Here is a 15843-nt window from a genome sequence, read left to right on the forward strand (position 1 = left end):
GCTACGAGCGCAAAGCCGAACACTTCATGGCCTTCACCGCCATCGCCTGCAGCCTCATCTGCTACCGCAGACTCACCAAATGAGACGAGGTCTTATGCACTACTGGCCGGCCGGTGACGCCCTCTTCGGGGCATTCCCCCTGGTCTCCTCCCCGCTGTTCGCGGGTTCGGTGTTCTTCCGAAAGGACGGCCCCCGGCCCTCCTATGCCGCCGCGGCCGGTGGTCGTGCGCTGGCCCGGCAGTTCGCCGACGTCTTTCCGGGCCTGGCCGCCGGCATTCCGGATCTGGAGGAGCAACTAGCGACCAAACCGGTCTCCGCCGTGCGGCTCACCCGCTGCGACACCTGGACCTCGGGTGGTCGGGCCGTGCTCATCGGTGACTCCTGCCATGCCATGGCCCCCTTCATGGGACAGGGCATGAACTGTGCCTTCGAGGACGTCCGCACGCTCGTGAGCTGCCTGGACCGAGAGGGCGACTGGCAGCGGGCGCTCACGGACTACCAGCGGTCCCGGAAGAACGACGGTGACGCGATAGCCGACATCTCCTACCAGCACTACCGCACGATGTCCCGGCTGCCGGACCCCCGGCAGGAAGCCGAAGAGGCCGTGGCCCGGCGGCTGGTGGCCCTGATGCCGGACAGGTTCGTGCCGCTCTACGAGCGCTGCGCCTTCAGCGAGGAGAGCTACAGCTCCGCACTCGCCGAGGAGAGACGACTGCGCAGTCAGGCCCGGCGGATCATCAGCCGGTACGGCTCCACTGCCGTCGACCTGCCCGATCCGCAGATACGTGCGTCCGTCACGGCCCAGTGAGCCTGTGTCGCGCATCAAGGGTGTTCAAACATGAGGAAATTGCCGGGAGGGCACAGTGATTCTCGTCGTCTTCAGGTCGCGCTTCTCCGAGCAGGTCGACGACACATACGGAACGACTGAAGAGCACCTGGCGAAAAGGGTGCGGGAAATGGCAGGCGACGACCTGGTTCATCTCAAGAACTACGTGGCCGAGGACGGCGAACGGCTGGCCCTGGTGTGGTGGCGGAACCCCGAGACCCTGGAGAAGTGGCGCAACGACCCCGAGCACCAGGATGCCCAGCAGCTCGGCCGGGAGAAGTGGTACGAATTCTTCGAACTCAGCGTCGCCGAGGTCGTCCGCACAAGCTCCAGCAAGGACCCCGAGGAGTACCCGGCGCCCTGAGCGCAGGTACCGCCGCTCACAGCGAGGCCAGCACCGCATGGGTCACTTGCCGGGTACTCAGCGAACCCCCCAGGTCAGGGGTGACCCGCCCGGCCGCGATCGATCCGGCGACTGCGGCGTCGATCGCGGCCGCCCCGGCCTCGTGACCCAGATGCCGGATCAGCAGGGCCGTGGTGAGCAGACACGCGAAGGGGTTCGCCACGCCCTTTCCCGCGATGTCCGGAGCCGAGCCGTGTACCGGCTCGAACAAGCCGAAACCGGTCTCGGGGTTGAGACTCGCCGACGGCGCCAGACCGATCCCGCCGGCCAGCGCGGCCGCCAGGTCGCTGAGAATGTCACCGTACGAGTTACTCGCCACGATCACATCGAAGTGGTCCGGTTCAGTGACGAGCTTCATCGCGGCGGCATCGATATAGAGGTGCCTGGTGGCCGTCCCGGGATTGCACTCCGCGGCGCGCCGCCAGCACTCCTGCCACAAGCGTCCTCCAGCCCGCACCGCGTTGGCCTTGTCCACGAGACAGACCTCGCGCCGCGCCGTCGAGAACGCGAAGTCCAGGATCCGGGAGACACCGTGCCATGTGTTGACGTCTGCGTCGATGGCCACCTCCTGGGGCGAGGACACACGGAGGTTGCCACCGATGCCGCTATACAGACCCTCTGTGTTCTCGCGGACGATCACACAGTCCAGCATGCGACGCGCCGGATCCCGCAGCGGGCTGAGCCGGTCGTGCAGCAGCCGAACCGGTCGGCAGTTCGCATAGAGATCGAAGCTGTGCCGTAGACGCAGCAGAACACCGCGTACATAGTCGGTGTCCTCCACATCGGGCCGTCCGATGGCCCCCAGCAAGACGGCGGAACTCGCGGATATGCGGGACAGATCCGCCTCACTCAGCGCCTGACCGTCACGATGATAGCGATCTGCGTCGACGTGATCGAGGACATCGATCGACAGGCCGGTATCAAGCGCATCCAGCACCTTGAGCGCACATTCGACCACCTCAGGACCGATGCCGTCGCCAGGGATGACGGTGATGCCAGCCAACTGTCACCCTTTCGGGAATCGAAGAAGGGAGCATGCGCCGACCACTCCACAACCTGGGCGCGGCGTAAGGGCAGACTAGGTCCCTTCTGTCCGGTGACCACTCGCTTCTGTCATGGATCATTCACCACCCGCCCAGGTGGATCTGATGAGGGCCGTCCCAGCGCGATCCCAGCACGACAGCCCCAGAGCTGATCGACCCCATCGAGGGCCTGCCCGACATGGTCTTCGCCGCCAACGGCGCCACCGTCATCGACGGCACCGTGCTCTCCGCCAAGTTCCGCCACGAGCAGCGCGCCGCCGAGGGACCGGCGTACCGCGACTGGCTCGCCGAGCACGGCTACCGGGTGCACGACGCCGAACACGTCAACGAGGGCGAGGGTGACTACCTGTTCACCGGCGACCGGGTGCTCGCCGGTACCGGCTTCCGCACCGCGCTGCGCTCCCATGTGGAGGCGGAGGAGGTCTTCGGCCGCGAGGTCGTCGGCCTCACACTTGTCGATCCGCGAACGCACCGTGCGTGCCCGGACCGGACTCCCCGTGCCTCTGGGAGATCTGCTGCTGGAACGGTGGCTGGGTGTACCACCACCCCAGCGGCGAGAGCTCATCGAGCGCTCGGTGACAACGGACGACCTGCAGGCGCTGTACGACTACCAGAACTACATCGCCGAGCAGGTTCCGGTGATCTTCACCCCGAACTTCCCGATCCGGCTCTTCGAGGTCTCGCGGAAGATCGGCGGCTTCGGTCCGGTCAACCCCTTCGGGATGATCGCGCCGGAGAACTGGTATTAGCCGGAGAACTGGTATTACAAGGAGGACTGAGCGCCGCAACCAAGACCCGTGGGGGTCGACTCTTCGGGGTCGGCCCCCTAGTTTTCCCGTGCTGGGATCTTGCCGGGATGGGGTGAAGACGCCCGCGCTGGGGCGAGTACCGCCCAGAGTTGCGCCCGACGGTAAGACGAGCACCGGCGAACGACTCTCCCGACGCCTTCTTCATGACGCCGAAGCCGGAGCAGATCTGCACACGCTCGATCTCGTCACCGGTCCGATCCTGACCTTTGAGCAGCGGGTGGTAGCCGAAGCCATCTTGTAGGTCGATGCCGCGTGCTCCTTCTCGGAGTGGCAGGTGACGAGGGTGGCGTCGATGTCCAGGACCAGACCGGGCAGTTCGCGCCCGCCCGCGTGCGCGGCGGGGGTCGATGCCGGCGAGCAGCCGCCAGGCGGTGGGGGTGGAAGCAACGGGGCCGAACACCGTGCTCTGGTCGCGCACAGTGCCAGGTCGACGGCGACCCGACCCGGATCACGCCCCCGGTGCCACGCGGACGCGCAGGGCGTCACTGAAGGCATGGGACAGTCCGGTGCCCTCGGCGAGATATCGCTCCTTCCCGGACGATTCGGATCGCGGGTGGATGGGCCGCGGTTCGGCCGTGGCCAAACGGCAGACAGGCCCGTGACCTGCGTTTCCGCAGGTCACGGGCCTGTCTCGTGGGGTGAGTGACGGGACTCGAACCCGCGACATCCTGGACCACAACCAGGTGCTCTACCAGCTGAGCTACACCCACCACGACCGGCGGTGGAACTCGTCGTTTCCCCGACCGGCCGAGAAGAAGTCTACAGGGTCCGAAGGGGTGCTCGCGCACACGTTTTCGCGCGGCGCACCTCGAGCCGTACCCCGGGGGACTACTGCGCGGGCAGGACGTGCTTGGCGGCGATCGTCTTCGCGGTGTCGGAGTCCGGGCCGGGCTGCGGGACGAAGATTGCCTCGCGGTAGTAGCGCAGCTCGGCGATCGACTCGCGGATGTCGGCGAGCGCCCGGTGGTTGCCGTTCTTCTCCGGGCTGTTGAAGTAGGCCCTCGGGTACCAGCGGCGGGCCAGCTCCTTGATGGAGGACACGTCGACGATCCGGTAGTGGAGGTAGTCCTCCAGGGTCGGCATGTCCCGCAGCAGGAAGCCGCGGTCGGTGCCGACGGAGTTGCCGCACAGCGGGGCCTTGCCGGGCTCCTTCACGTACTCCTTCACATAGGAGAGGACCCGCTCCTCGGCGTCCTGAAGGGTCGTGCCGTTCGGGAGCTCGGCGAGCAGGCCGGACGCGGTGTGCATCTGACGCACCACCTCGGGCATCGTCTCCAGCGCCTGGTCCGGCGGGCGGATGACGATGTCCACCCCCTCGCCGAGTACGTTCAGCTCGGAGTCGGTGACGAGGGCGGCCACCTCGATGAGAGCGTCGTCGGACAGCGAGAGGCCGGTCATCTCGCAGTCGATCCACACCATGCGATCGTTCATGCGACCACCCTAAAGCGGACCTGAGCTTTTGGGTGCCCCTGTGCTCCGCAGGAAGTGCCGAGAGGGGCCGTCGCTCGTCTGCGGGTCCGTCGTGGCTGGTCGCGCAGTTCCCCGCGCCCCTACGGGGCGCTTCCGTCCTGCAAGCTGAAAAAAAGGGGGCGGGATGTGCCCGCCCCCTCTTCTCAGCTACCGCTCCGCGGCCCCGGCAGCAGTCCTACCGCGCCCGCTGTCTGGCGGCGGCTCTGTATCGGTACCCCGCTGTCCCGGTCCGGGTGCAGCATGGGTGCGTGGCCCACCGGTCCGGGGCCCGCGAGGCCCGGGGGCGGGCCCGGCTGGCCGGACGGCGGCATCGGCGGCTCCGTGTCGGCCGGCCTCTCGCCCTGCGGCCTGCGGGCCCGGTAGGCGGCCCGGTAGGCGGCGGGGGAGGAGCCGAGCTGGCGGCGGAAGTGCCCGCGCAGCGCGACGGGGGAGCGGAAGCCGCAGCGGCCCGCGACCTCGTCCACGGAGTAGTCCGACGTCTCCAGCAGCCGCTGCGCCTGCAGCACCCGCTGGGTGATCAGCCACTGCAGCGGCGCGCTGCCGGTCAGCGAGCGGAACCGGCGGTCGAACGTGCGGCGGCTCATATAGGCGCGTGCCGCCAGGGTCTCCACGTCGAACTGCTCGTGGAGGTGTTCCAGCGCCCAGGCGACGACCTCGGCGAGCGGGTCGGCGCCGATCTCCTCCGGTAAAGACCGGTCGAGGTAGCGCTCCTGACCGCCGCTGCGGCGCGGTGGGACCACCAGCCGGCGGGCCAGCGCGCCGGCCGCCTCGTTGCCGTGGTCCGTCCGCACGATGTGGAGACAGAGATCGATTCCGGCCGCCGTACCCGCCGATGTCAGGACGTCACCGTCGTCGACGAAGAGTTCCCGTGGATCGACGTGCACCGACGGATAGCGCTTGGCCAGCGTCGGCGCGTACATCCAGTGGGTCGTCGCCGGGCGGCCGTCCAGCAGGCCCGCCGCCGCGAGGACGAAGGCACCGGTGCACAGCCCGACTATGCGGGCACCCTCCTCGTGCGCCCGGCGCAGCGCGTCGAGCGCTTCCTCCGGCGGTGGCGCGGTGATCGAGCGCCAGGCCGGTACGACGACCGTCCCGGCGCGGGAGATCGCCTCCAGTCCATGCGGTGCGCTGAGTTCCAGGCCCCCTGTGGTCCGCAGCGGGCCCTCCTCGCCGGCGCACACCAGCAGTCGGTAGCGCGGCACGCCGGCGTCCTGGCGGTCTATCCCGAACACCGACAGCGGAATGGAACTCTCGAAGATGGGGCCGCCGCTGAACAGCAGCACCGCGACGATCTCCTTGCGGCGTCGCCCGGAGAGTTTCCGGCCTGCGGCTTCCGGCGCGGCAGTGGAGTCGTGGCTCATACTGCTAAGCCCCCCTCGGTGGTCGCGGCTCCTCGGTTGTGTCGCTCCTGCACGTTTCCCCTCGGTCCTGCACGAGTCCCCCGCCGTAAGACAGTCAAGATCGAATCTACTGGTTCCCGCGGTCGGGCGGTGACCAGTTCCACACGCCCCAGATTGTCGACATGACAACTTGGCGTGAAGCATTCGATCACGAAGCGTTGCACTCGCGGAGCGCGCAGGGAAGTGCGCCTTGTGGCAGTGGCCAAACCGCGTAGGGTGCACAGCTGCCCGTAGACCCTTTCCGTGCAGGTCGAACGGGGGTTGGAGGGTGGTCGGGACCCCTCTTGGGCGGCATTCAGAAGTTGGCTGAAAAGAAGCGTTCGGGGGTACGAAAACAGGTCAGTCGACCGGTGTCTGTCGGCGGGTGTGACGTCCGCCTCTTTGCTCGGCGCAACGCGCCGCACAGCGCTCCGAGCGGCGCAGCAGGAAGCGGCACGCGGCCGTGACGGCGGCCAGGCCCAGGGCGGCCCCCGCCGCGCCGGCCAGCGAGGTGCCGTACCAGACCAGGACCACGGGGACGAGGACGCAGCTGAAGGCGGCCCAGCGGATCACATCGCTCACGGTGTCCGGCACGGGCGGCGGCTCGGAGGTGGATCGACGACCGGGCATGACTCCTACTCCCTGTGGCGGTGGCTCATCCCGTTCAACGCCTGTTCGACCACTCGGTCACCGGTCGTACATCTGTTGATCCTGTGCAAACCGCCTGTACGGGGCAGCAACCATTGCGTTACGGGCGCGGCTCGTGCATGCTCCGGTGAACCCCTACGGACGTCGGGGGACCGCTTACGGAGCGTGCGCGGGATCTGGGCTCGGAAGGCGTGCCGCCGTACCCTTGGGGGTATGGGGTTGGGAAGATGTTTCCCGGACACAGCTCCGCCGCACACTGTCGTCCCACCCATAAAGGATCACAACGCCGAGACAGCCATGGCCGGTCACGAATTCTTCGAACCCGCGGACCGCAAGCGGCCGGTCGCCGATCCCACGGCGGCCGATCCCCAGGCGGCGGAAGAGCCACGCCCCAGCTGCGACCCAGCCTTCCGGCACGGAGTCGTCGTCGGCTTCGACGGCTCCACCTCCAGCGAGCGCGCCCTCGCCTACGCCATCGGCATGGCCCACCGCTCGCACTCGGGCCTGATCATCGTCCATGTCGCCAACCGGCTGCCCACCACCGTGTGGGCCGGCTGTGAGCCGCCCGTCTTCGTCGACGTGCCGGACCACCGCACCGAGGTCCTCGGCCTCGAGCTGGCCTGCGCGGACTATCTGGCCGAGGTGCCGTGGATCCTGGTCGAGCGGGGCGGCGACATCTGCCACGAACTCGAAGAGGTGGGGCGGGAGTACGAGGCGGACGCGATCGTCGTCGGGTCCACGCACGGCATCGTCGGCCGCATCTTCGGCTCCGTCGCCGGGCGGCTCGCCAAGCGGGCGCAGCGACCGGTGATCGTCATTCCCTGATCCTGGTTCTCCGAGCCTCTCAACTCCCTTTGTGCAGCGCGAAACTACTCGCGCGTAGAGGTGGTTTGTGCCCTTGTGAAGGGCATATATCGGTCACCGCGCAACAGCACTGCATGAAGGGAGCCCGCCGTGGACAACGAAGTCTCTGCGGGAACGGGAAGCACTACCGTGGTCGGCCGACTCGCCCTGGGAATCACCCTGTTGGCGTTCGGGCTCGGTACGACCGGCGTCATTCACGGCGTAGCGGCGTCCGACGCCGTCTCAGTGGCCCACTACGTGGGCGGAGTTGCCTTGTTCCTCGTCGGCCTGCTGGCCTTCCGGGGCGGTGACAGCGCCTCCGGTACGGGCTTTGTGGCCCTCGGAGCGCTGTGGTTCACCTGGGCCGTCGCCGGCCACGGCTCGGCCGACGCGGCCGGGCTCTTCCTGCTTCTCTTCGCCCTGGTGGCGCTCACCCTGACCCTCGCGGGCGGGGACAGCCTCGGACAGGTCATGCACGGGCTGCTGTTCCTGGCGATGCTGGTGCTGGCCGTCGCGGTCTTCGCCGACAGTTCGTCTCTGGCCAAGGCGGGCGGCTGGGTGGCCGCGGTGTCCGGTGCGGTGGCCTGGTACGCGGCGACAGCCGCGGTCGCGCACTGGCCGACAGCGCTTCCTCGGCGTGCCGCCGGCCGGGGGGTGACGGCCACCGGCTGATCCGCAGCGGCACCGAATGGACCCCCACGTGCTCGGTGGCACACGTGGGGGTCCCCATTTTGCGCCTAAGCCGGCGCCGCTCTCGCGGACGTGGTTGCTCGCCGCGGGGGTTGCTCAATTGTCGCTTCGGTGGTCGCGTGAACTTCCTACTCGACCGTCACCGACTTCGCGAGGTTCCTCGGCTTGTCGATGTCCCGGCCCAGGGCCTTCGCCGTGTGGTAGGCCAGGAGTTGGAGCGGGATGCCCATCAGGATGGGGTCGAGTTCGTCCTCGTTCTTCGGGACGACGATCGTCTGGTCGGCCTTCTCCTGGTGCTGGTGGGCCACCGCGAGGATCTTGCCGCTGCGGGCCTTGATCTCCTCCAGGGCCGCGCGGTTCTTCTCCAGCAGGTCGTCGTCGGGGACGATCGCGACCGTGGGCAGGGCCGGCTCGATCAGGGCCAGTGGGCCGTGCTTCAGCTCGGAGGCGGGGTAGGCCTCGGCGTGGATGTAGGAGACCTCCTTGAGCTTCAGGGAGGCCTCGCGGGCCACCGGGTAGCCCCGGACGCGGCCGATGAAGAGCATCGAGCGGGCGTCGGCGTACCGCTCGGCCAGCTCCTTGATCTGCTCCTCCTGCTTGAGGATCTCGGTGATCTGCTCGGGCAGCTTCCGCAGGCCCTCGATGATCCGCTTGCCGTCGCGGACCGAGAGGTCACGGGTGCGGCCCAGGTGCAGGGCGAGCAGCGCGAAGGCGACCGTCATGTTGGTGAAGCACTTGGTCGACACCACGCAGACCTCGGGGCCGGCGTGCACGTAGATACCGGCGTCCGCCTCGCGGGCGATCGCGGAGCCGACCACGTTGACGACGCCGAAGACCCGGGCGCCCTTGCGCTTCAGCTCCTGGACGGCGGCGAGGACGTCGTAGGTCTCACCGGACTGGGAGACGGCCACGTACAGGGTGTCGGGGTCCACGACCGCGTTGCGGTAGCGGAACTCGGACGCCGGCTCGGCGTCGGCGGGGATACGGGCCAGCTCCTCGATCATCTGGGCGCCGATCATGCCCGCGTGGTACGAGGTGCCGCAGCCGAGGATCTTCACGCGGCGGATCTGCCGTGCCTCGCGGGCGTCCAGGTTGAGGCCGCCGAGGTGCACGGTGGAGAAGCGGTCGTCGATGCGGCCGCGCAGCACGCGGTCCACGGCGTCGGGCTGCTCGAAGATCTCCTTGTGCATGTAGGTGTCGTGGCCGCCCATGTCGTACGACTCGGCCTCCCACTCCACCGTGGTGGGCTCGGCGGTGGTGCGCGTGCCCTCGGTGGTGTACGTGCGGAAGTCGTCGGCCTTGAGGGTGGCCATCTCGCCGTCGTCCAGCGTCACTATCTGGCGGGTGTGCATGACCAGCGCGGCGATGTCGGAGGCGACGAACATCTCCTTCTCGCCGATGCCGAGGACGACCGGGGAGCCGTTGCGGGCCACCACGATCCGGTCGGGGAAGTCGGCGTGCAGGACCGCGATGCCGTAGGTGCCCTCGATCAGCCGGACCGCCTGGCGGACCCTGTCCTCCAGCTTCTCGGCGGTGGAGCGGGCGATGAGGTGGGTGAGGACCTCGGTGTCGGTCTCGGAGAGGAACTCGACGCCGTCCGCCTCCAGCTTGCGACGCAGGTCGGAGGCGTTGTCGATGATGCCGTTGTGCACGACGGCGACCTTGTTGTCGGCCGACATGTGCGGATGGGCGTTGACGTCGGAGGGGGCGCCGTGGGTGGCCCAGCGGGTGTGGGCGATGCCGGTGGTGCCCTTGAAACGCGCCGGGACCTTGGCCTCCAGGTCGCGCACCCGGCCCTTGGCCTTGACCATCTTCAGCCCCGGCGTCTTCGGGGAGGTGACGACGATGCCCGCGGAGTCGTAGCCGCGGTACTCCAGCCGCTGCAGGCCCTCCAGGAGGAGAGGGGCGACGTCACGCTTCCCGATGTATCCGACAATTCCGCACATATATAGGTATCCCGTATCCCTCGGCCCGTGGTCCCGGCCGGTTCTCAGCCGTAGACGATGCGGCGCAGCTGCCTGAGCGTCAGCTCCGGCGGTGCCACCGCCCGGTATTTCAGGTCCGCCTCGATCCGTTCGAAGATCTCCGCGTTCACCAGGCCCTGGGCCTGCAGCTCGCGGTGGCGGCGACGGACGAAATCCTGGGTCGTCTCGTCGAAAAAGGCGAGCACGTCCTGGATCACCCGCAGCGCCTCGCCCCGGCTCAGGGGTGTGGACCGCGACAGATGATCAACAAGTTCGTCGTGCACCCGTAGATCCTGGAGTACCGCCGCCGGTTTCGCAAGAATCGTGCCCGATTTCGGGCAGAGGCCTGGTACGGGGCTGTTGGATCTCTGTTCGCGGGCTGTCCACTTTGTGTCTTGCGTCTCGTCGTCCGGACCCACGAGTTTCGGACGCCATGGACATTCCTCGTATGGGAGTACCCGACAAGCTGGCCGAGCGCATGAGCATGGCCGAGCAGCACGAGTACCTGCGCGCCAGATTCTCCCGGCGCACCATGATCAGAGGCGGTGCCGTCACGCTCGGCGCCGTCGCCGGTGGCGCGTTCGTGCCGGGCGCCACCGCCCAGGCGGCCGTGCCGACACAGGCCGCCGCCCCCGCCACCGAGACGGTCGACGGCGCCCTCGTCGCCCCCTTCGGCCGCCACCTCGCCTACGGCAGCGACCCGCGCACGGAGATGACCGTTTCCTGGCAGGTCCCGGTCGCCGTGAAGAAACCGTTCATCCGTATCGGCGCGCAGCCCTGGGACCTCTCCCGCAAGATCGAGGCCGAGGTCCGCAGCCTCTACACCCCGGCCGGCGTCGGCGCGAGCGGCGACCACACGCAGTACTACCTGCACGCCAAGCTCACCCACCTGCGCCCCGGCCGGACCTACTACTACGGCGTCGGCCACGACGGCTTCGACCCGGCCGAGCCGCGCCTCGCGGGTACCCTGGGCACCTTCACCACCGCCCCCGCCCACAAGGCGCCGTTCACCTTCACCGCCTTCGGCGACCAGGGCGTCAGCTACCACGCCCTGGCCAACGACAGCCTGATCCTCGGCCAGAACCCGGCCTTCCACCTGCACGCCGGCGACATCGCGTACGGCGACCCGGCCGGCCAGGGCAAGGCCACCGACACGGGCTTCGACTCGCGCACCTGGGACCAGTTCCTGTACCAGACCGAGTCGGTCGCCAAGCAGATCCCGTGGATGGTCTCTTACGGCAACCACGACATGGAGGCCTGGTACTCGCCCAACGGCTACGGCGGCGAGGAGGCCCGCTGGACCCTCCCGGACAACGGCCCCGACGCGAAGAACCTGCCCGGCGTCTACTCCTTCGTCCACGGCAACACCGCGGTCATCTCGCTGGACCCGAACGACGTCTCCTTCGAGATCCCGGCGAACCTGGGCATCTCCGGCGGAACCCAGACCACGTGGTTCGAGGCCCAGCTGAAGAAGTACCGGTCGTCGGACGACGTCGACTTCGTCGTCGTGTTCTTCCACCACTGCGCGTACTGCACCTCCACGGCGCACGCCTCGGAGGGGGGCGTGCGCCAGGAGTGGGTGCCGCTGTTCGAGAAGTACCAGGTGGACCTGGTCATCAACGGCCACAACCACCAGTACGAGCGCACCGACGTCATCAAGGGCGGCCAGGTCACCAAGAAGCTCCCGATCGGCGGCACCGCCTACTCCGAGACCGAGGGCGTGGTCTACGTCACCGCGGGCGCGGCGGGCCGCAGCCTGTACGCGTTCAGCGCCCCGGACTCCTACGAGGGCAACGAGCACGAGGTCGACTCGGTCGCGTCCTTCATCAACACCAAGGACGGCAAGGTCAACGAGACCGTCACCTGGTCCCGGGTCCGCTACCTGAACTACTCCTTCCTGCGCGTGGACGTCTGCCCCGCGCCGAAGGGCCGCCAGACCACGCTGAAGGTGTCGGGCATCGCCGAGACCGGCAACCGCATCGACCACTTCACGGTGTCCCGCACGGCCAAGTAACTCCCTGAGCCGGGCCGCGGACGGTCCTCACACGCGCTCTCACATGCGCTTGAGGACCGCCTGCTTGGCGAGGGCGAACTCCTCCTCGGTGAGCACCCCGTCGCGCCGCAGCTCACCCAGCTCGCGCAGCCGCCGCAGCAGGGCGTCATGGTCGTTCTCGGCGGCCGGCTCCTCGCCGAGGGGCACGGGCCGCGGGCGTATGGCGTCCTCGTCTGCGGAGGACGCGGGATGCGGCAGCCGCGCCTGTACGGCGGCGGCCACCAGCGCCATCAGCGGATCCTTCTTGAACCCCCACAGCTCGACCGCGTTCGGGTCGTACTTGGGCGGCGCCGACACCGGCGCGCCCCGCACCAGGAATCGCAGATGGCCGTTCTCCAGACCGGCCGCGGGCTGCCACTCCACGCCGGTGACGTCCGCGAGGGGGATCGTGCGGGGGCCGCCGGAGGACTTCGCCTCCTCCGTCTTCCAGTTCCACTCCAGCCGCACCCGCTCCCCGTCGAAGCCCGCCGTGCCGTCCCCGGCGGAGGCGGACACTGGCAGCGGCGGCCCCGGCAGCAGGTACCCGTCGACCGGATCCGGTGAAACCCCGTCCAGCAGCAGGGCGTTGCGCACCTCGTCCGCGAAGTACTCGGCGACGCCGCACCGGTCGGACTCCACCGTCAGCTGGTACGGGTCGTTCGGCTCGGTGAGCCGGCCGCCGGTGGCCTGCGTCAGCGGATCGGCGCCGTCGCGCAGCCGCAGCCTCAGCCGCCCCGACCGCCGCCCCTGCTCGAAGGAGACACCGGCCAACGCCCCCAGCGGTACGACGAGTTCGCCCAGCTCGCGGCGGAACAGGCTCACGTTCTTGTCCCGCCCGGGGGTGAGCCGCAGGGCATCGCCGTCGAAGGTCCAGGTGCCGTCCTTCTGGATGATTTCCGCCATGGAGGGATTGTTTCACCGGATCTGCGGGAGAGTGGTCTCGACCACATCTGAAGGGAGCGCATGTGAGACGGAACCACAGCACGACTCCCCGAACACCTCGCATCCTCGGATCACTACTGCTTCTGGCGGCGGCCGGGGGCTTCACCCTCGGCGCGGCCCCCACGGCGCAGGCGGCCGCCCCGACACCGCTGGACCGGATCGTCCCGGCGCCCGCCTCGGCCGAGCCCGGCGGGGGCCCGTACCGCATCACCTGGGCGACCGGCGTCCACGTCGACGACGCCGCCTCGGTCCGCGGCATCGGCGCCTACCTCACCGGCATCCTGCGGCCCTCCACCGGCTATCGACTGCCGATCACCACCGGCCAGGGCGGCGGAGGCATCCAGCTCCACCTCGCCCAGGGCGACTTCGGCGCCGAGGGCTACCGGCTGCACAGCGACCCGGCCGGCGTCACCATCACCGCGAGTGCCCCCGCCGGCCTCTTCCACGGCGTACAGACCCTCCGCCAGCTGCTCCCGGCGGCAGCCGAGAAGAAGACCGCCCAGCCTGGCCCCTGGCAGATCGCCGGCGGCACCATCGAGGACCGCCCCCGCTACTCCTACCGGGGCGCCATGCTGGACGTCTCCCGGCACTTCTTCACCGTCGCGCAGGTCAAGCGGTACATCGACCAACTGGCGATGTACAAGATCAATGAGCTGCATCTGCACCTCAGCGACGACCAGGGCTGGCGCATCGCCGTCGACTCCTGGCCGCGCCTCGCCGGCTACGGCGGTTCCACCGAGGTCGGCGGCGGCAAGGGCGGCTACTACACCAAGGCCGAGTACCGCGACATCGTCTCCTACGCCGCCTCCCGCTATCTGGAGGTCGTCCCCGAGATCGACATGCCCGGCCACACCAACGCGGCCCTCGCCTCCTACGCCCAGCTCAACTGCAACGGCGTGGCACCTCCGCTGTACACCGGCACACAGGTCGGCTTCAGCTCGCTGTGTGTGCCGAAGGACGTCACGTACACCTTCGCGGACGACGTCATCCAGGAGCTGGCGGCCCTCACCCCCGGCCGCTACCTCCACATCGGAGGCGACGAGGCACACTCCACCAGCCACCCCGACTACGTGAAGTTCATGGACCGGGTGCAGCCGATCGTCGCCAAGTACGGCAAGACCGTCATCGGCTGGCACCAGCTCACCGGCGCCCACCCGGCCAAGGGCGCCCTCGCCCAGTACTGGGGCCTGGACGGCACCAGCACGGCCGAGAAGGCCCAGGTCGCCGAGGCCGCCAAGAACGGCACGGGCCTGATCCTGTCCCCGGCGGACCGTCTCTACCTCGACATGAAGTACACCAGCGGCACCAGGCTGGGCACGAAGTGGGCCGGTTACGTCGAGGTCCAGCGGTCGTACGACTGGAACCCCGGCAACTACCTCCCCGGCGCCCCGGCTTCGGCCATCCAGGGCGTGGAGGCCCCCCTGTGGTCGGAGACCCTGAAGACGTCGGCCGACATGGAGTACATGGCGTTCCCCCGCCTCCCGGGCGCGGCCGAACTGGCCTGGTCCCCGGCGGCCACCCACGAGTGGAACACCTACAAACTCCGCCTGGCCGCCCAGGCCCCCCGCTGGGACGCCCTGGGCATCACCTATTACCGCTCACCGCAGGTCCCCTGGCCGAAGAATTGATCACCCACTGAAGCCAAAACGACGGGCACCCCGGAGAACCGTACTCCGGGGTGCCCGTCCTTGATCCTTGGATCTTTGCCAGTGCAATTCAGGGGCAGGTGTGGCTGTCAACCGAATTGCATGTCTGACCGCTTGGAAATTCGCTGTCAGTAGGCGCTGTTGACGTTGTCGATCGAGCCGTAGCGGTGGTACGCGTAGTTGCAGGCGGCGGTGATGTTGGCGACCGGGTCGTAGATGTCCGACGAGGTGCCCGGCACGTGGTACGCGTCGAACGTCGGCTGGATCACCTGGAGCAGGCCCTTGGACGGGGTGCCCTTGACGGCGTTGGAGTCCCAGAGGTTGATGGCCTTCGGGTTGCCGGAGGACTCCCGCATGATGTTGCGGTGGATGCCGTTGTAGGTCCCCGGAATGTTGTTCTTGGCCATGATCGCCAGGGAATGCTTGATCCAGCCGTCCAGGTTGTTGGTGTAGGTCCCGGTGGAGGCCGTGGCGGTCTTGGCCGTGGCGGTCTTGACCGTCGTGGTCTTGGCCGTGGCGGTCTTGACCGTCGTGGCCGAGGCCGACCCGGCGGGCAGGGTGAGAACCTGTCCCGTCCGGATGATGTAGGGGCTGGCGAGGTGGTTGGCCGAGGCGATGGCCTGCCAGCCGCCCGGCACATGGAGGGACCGGGCGATCGAGGCCAGGTGGTCGCCGGCATGGACGGTGTAGGCGGTCTTGCCGGTGGGCGCGGCGGTGGCGGCCTGAGCGGCGCCGGTGGCCGTGCAGGCCAGGACGAGCGTGCCGGTGGTGACGGCGCCGCCGGCGAGGAAGCGGCGGGCCCGGGATGAGGGCTTGCGGGCATGACGGGGCATGGAGCGGTCCTTTTCCGGGGAATTGATCACCGCAGTTGCCGGTTCCCCTCGGCAAACAGCACTGCATTTCGTTTAGCGGTGCGCTGCGGCGGGAACATTCTTAATCCGCCGGGAATAAATCGGCAATTGCCCTATTTACTAACCGGGCTAGTTGCTCTGCGATGTCGACCATGGCCGAGTCTTTGGGGAATCTGGAAGTTAAGGGCCGCTCGCGATCCTAGGAAGCTTCGTAAGTGAACTGAGTCACGTGGCGCAAGTAAAACGACTCAATGGATTAAATGGGGAAATGCCGAGACTTTGCGTCAAAAGGGGTTA

At 68.4% G+C, this 15843-nt stretch carries 15 protein-coding genes, 1 tRNA gene and 1 pseudogene; 8 read left to right on the forward strand and 9 right to left on the reverse strand.

The genetic code is table 11. The annotated features are described in order from the left end of the window. The first annotated feature begins 79 nt into the window (after positions 1-79). Both ACZ5NH_RS32575 and ACZ5NH_RS32580 read left to right on the forward strand, forming a co-directional pair. The gene (locus ACZ5NH_RS32575) at positions 80-808 is read left to right on the forward strand and encodes an FAD-dependent oxidoreductase (RefSeq protein ID WP_468780366.1); all 729 of its coding nucleotides are present in this window, start codon (positions 80-82) and stop codon (positions 806-808) included. Between the two features lie 148 nt (positions 809-956). Continuing rightward, complete coding sequence (locus ACZ5NH_RS32580) at positions 957-1190, forward strand: antibiotic biosynthesis monooxygenase family protein (protein WP_468780368.1); 234 nt, start codon at positions 957-959, stop codon at positions 1188-1190. Positions 1191-1206: 16 nt separating this feature from the next. Here the strand turns inward: ACZ5NH_RS32580 and ACZ5NH_RS32585 are convergent, their stop codons facing one another. Further along, entirely contained in the window at positions 1207-2232 is a 1026-nt protein-coding gene (locus tag ACZ5NH_RS32585; RefSeq protein WP_468780370.1) for an isocitrate/isopropylmalate dehydrogenase family protein, read from the reverse strand. 185 nt (positions 2233-2417) lie between these two features. On the opposite strand from ACZ5NH_RS32585, the pseudogene ACZ5NH_RS32590 reads away from it, so the two are divergent. After that, positions 2418-2735, forward strand: a pseudogene (locus ACZ5NH_RS32590) (amidinotransferase); the annotation flags it as partial. 34 nt (positions 2736-2769) lie between these two features. Beyond that, positions 2770-3021 (forward strand): hypothetical protein, encoded by a 252-nt coding sequence (locus ACZ5NH_RS32595; RefSeq protein WP_468780372.1) that lies wholly within the window; start codon positions 2770-2772, stop codon positions 3019-3021. Between the two features lie 694 nt (positions 3022-3715). On the opposite strand, the gene ACZ5NH_RS32600 is transcribed toward ACZ5NH_RS32595, so the two are convergent. The 4 genes from ACZ5NH_RS32600 to ACZ5NH_RS32615 form a co-directional block, all read right to left on the reverse strand. After that, positions 3716-3791 (reverse strand) — tRNA-His (locus ACZ5NH_RS32600). A gap of 118 nt (positions 3792-3909) precedes the next feature. Further along, positions 3910-4512 carry an oligoribonuclease gene (gene orn / locus ACZ5NH_RS32605; RefSeq protein WP_388627567.1) on the reverse strand — a complete coding sequence of 201 codons (603 nt, stop codon included), beginning with the start codon at positions 4510-4512 and terminating at the stop codon, positions 3910-3912. A 182-nt stretch (positions 4513-4694) separates the two neighbouring features. Then, the gene (locus tag ACZ5NH_RS32610; RefSeq protein WP_451552037.1) at positions 4695-5912 is read right to left on the reverse strand and encodes a helix-turn-helix domain-containing protein; all 1218 of its coding nucleotides are present in this window, start codon (positions 5910-5912) and stop codon (positions 4695-4697) included. 378 nt (positions 5913-6290) lie between these two features. Next, complete coding sequence (locus ACZ5NH_RS32615) at positions 6291-6560, reverse strand: hypothetical protein (RefSeq protein WP_450984837.1); 270 nt, start codon at positions 6558-6560, stop codon at positions 6291-6293. 315 nt (positions 6561-6875) lie between these two features. On the opposite strand from ACZ5NH_RS32615, the gene ACZ5NH_RS32620 reads away from it, so the two are divergent. Together ACZ5NH_RS32620 and ACZ5NH_RS32625 are read left to right on the forward strand one after the other, a co-directional pair. Further along, positions 6876-7403 carry a universal stress protein gene (locus tag ACZ5NH_RS32620; protein ID WP_388627570.1) on the forward strand — a complete coding sequence of 176 codons (528 nt, stop codon included), beginning with the start codon at positions 6876-6878 and terminating at the stop codon, positions 7401-7403. Positions 7404-7532: 129 nt separating this feature from the next. Further along, positions 7533-8093 (forward strand): GPR1/FUN34/YaaH family transporter, encoded by a 561-nt coding sequence (locus tag ACZ5NH_RS32625; protein WP_468780375.1) that lies wholly within the window; start codon positions 7533-7535, stop codon positions 8091-8093. Positions 8094-8239: 146 nt separating this feature from the next. On the opposite strand, the gene glmS is transcribed toward ACZ5NH_RS32625, so the two are convergent. Together glmS and ACZ5NH_RS32635 are read right to left on the reverse strand one after the other, a co-directional pair. After that, positions 8240-10057, reverse strand: a complete 1818-nt coding sequence (glmS, locus tag ACZ5NH_RS32630; protein ID WP_468780377.1) for a glutamine--fructose-6-phosphate transaminase (isomerizing) — start codon at positions 10055-10057, stop codon at positions 8240-8242. Between the two features lie 44 nt (positions 10058-10101). Further along, entirely contained in the window at positions 10102-10359 is a 258-nt protein-coding gene (locus tag ACZ5NH_RS32635; protein ID WP_388627575.1) for a hypothetical protein, read from the reverse strand. Positions 10360-10523: 164 nt separating this feature from the next. On the opposite strand from ACZ5NH_RS32635, the gene ACZ5NH_RS32640 reads away from it, so the two are divergent. After that, a complete protein-coding gene (locus tag ACZ5NH_RS32640) occupies positions 10524-12089 on the forward strand; it encodes a purple acid phosphatase family protein (protein WP_468780379.1) in 1566 nt (521 codons plus the stop codon). 39 nt (positions 12090-12128) lie between these two features. Here ACZ5NH_RS32640 and ACZ5NH_RS32645 read toward each other — a convergent pair whose 3' ends face one another. Continuing rightward, positions 12129-13010: a DUF4429 domain-containing protein gene (locus tag ACZ5NH_RS32645; RefSeq protein ID WP_468780381.1), complete on the reverse strand. Its 882-nt coding sequence runs from the start codon at positions 13008-13010 to the stop codon at positions 12129-12131. Positions 13011-13072: 62 nt separating this feature from the next. Between ACZ5NH_RS32645 and ACZ5NH_RS32650 the strand changes: the two genes are divergently transcribed. Next, positions 13073-14677: a beta-N-acetylhexosaminidase gene (locus ACZ5NH_RS32650; protein WP_468780383.1), complete on the forward strand. Its 1605-nt coding sequence runs from the start codon at positions 13073-13075 to the stop codon at positions 14675-14677. 146 nt (positions 14678-14823) lie between these two features. Here ACZ5NH_RS32650 and ACZ5NH_RS32655 read toward each other — a convergent pair whose 3' ends face one another. Then, positions 14824-15528, reverse strand: coding sequence for a LysM peptidoglycan-binding domain-containing protein (locus tag ACZ5NH_RS32655; protein WP_468780385.1), 705 nt, complete (start codon positions 15526-15528; stop codon positions 14824-14826). Positions 15529-15843 lie beyond the last annotated feature (315 nt).

The organism is Streptomyces sp. NPDC031426 (assembly GCF_055581585.1).

What these genes read in the sequence shown, in the direction of transcription:
- ACZ5NH_RS32640 (WP_468780379.1), top strand. Translation starts at nt 10,524, where the DNA reads ATGGGAGTACCCGACAAGCTGGCCGAGCGCATGAGCATGGCCGAGCAG.
- glmS (WP_468780377.1), bottom strand. Translation starts at nt 10,057, where the DNA reads ATGTGCGGAATTGTCGGATACATCGGGAAGCGTGACGTCGCCCCTCTC.
- ACZ5NH_RS32610 (WP_451552037.1), bottom strand. Translation starts at nt 5,912, where the DNA reads ATGAGCCACGACTCCACTGCCGCGCCGGAAGCCGCAGGCCGGAAACTC.
- ACZ5NH_RS32580 (WP_468780368.1), top strand. Translation starts at nt 957, where the DNA reads ATGGCAGGCGACGACCTGGTTCATCTCAAGAACTACGTGGCCGAGGAC.
- orn (WP_388627567.1), bottom strand. Translation starts at nt 4,512, where the DNA reads ATGAACGATCGCATGGTGTGGATCGACTGCGAGATGACCGGCCTCTCG.
- ACZ5NH_RS32575 (WP_468780366.1), top strand. Translation starts at nt 80, where the DNA reads ATGAGACGAGGTCTTATGCACTACTGGCCGGCCGGTGACGCCCTCTTC.
- ACZ5NH_RS32620 (WP_388627570.1), top strand. Translation starts at nt 6,876, where the DNA reads ATGGCCGGTCACGAATTCTTCGAACCCGCGGACCGCAAGCGGCCGGTC.
- ACZ5NH_RS32645 (WP_468780381.1), bottom strand. Translation starts at nt 13,010, where the DNA reads ATGGCGGAAATCATCCAGAAGGACGGCACCTGGACCTTCGACGGCGAT.
- ACZ5NH_RS32655 (WP_468780385.1), bottom strand. Translation starts at nt 15,528, where the DNA reads ATGCCCCGTCATGCCCGCAAGCCCTCATCCCGGGCCCGCCGCTTCCTC.
- ACZ5NH_RS32615 (WP_450984837.1), bottom strand. Translation starts at nt 6,560, where the DNA reads ATGCCCGGTCGTCGATCCACCTCCGAGCCGCCGCCCGTGCCGGACACC.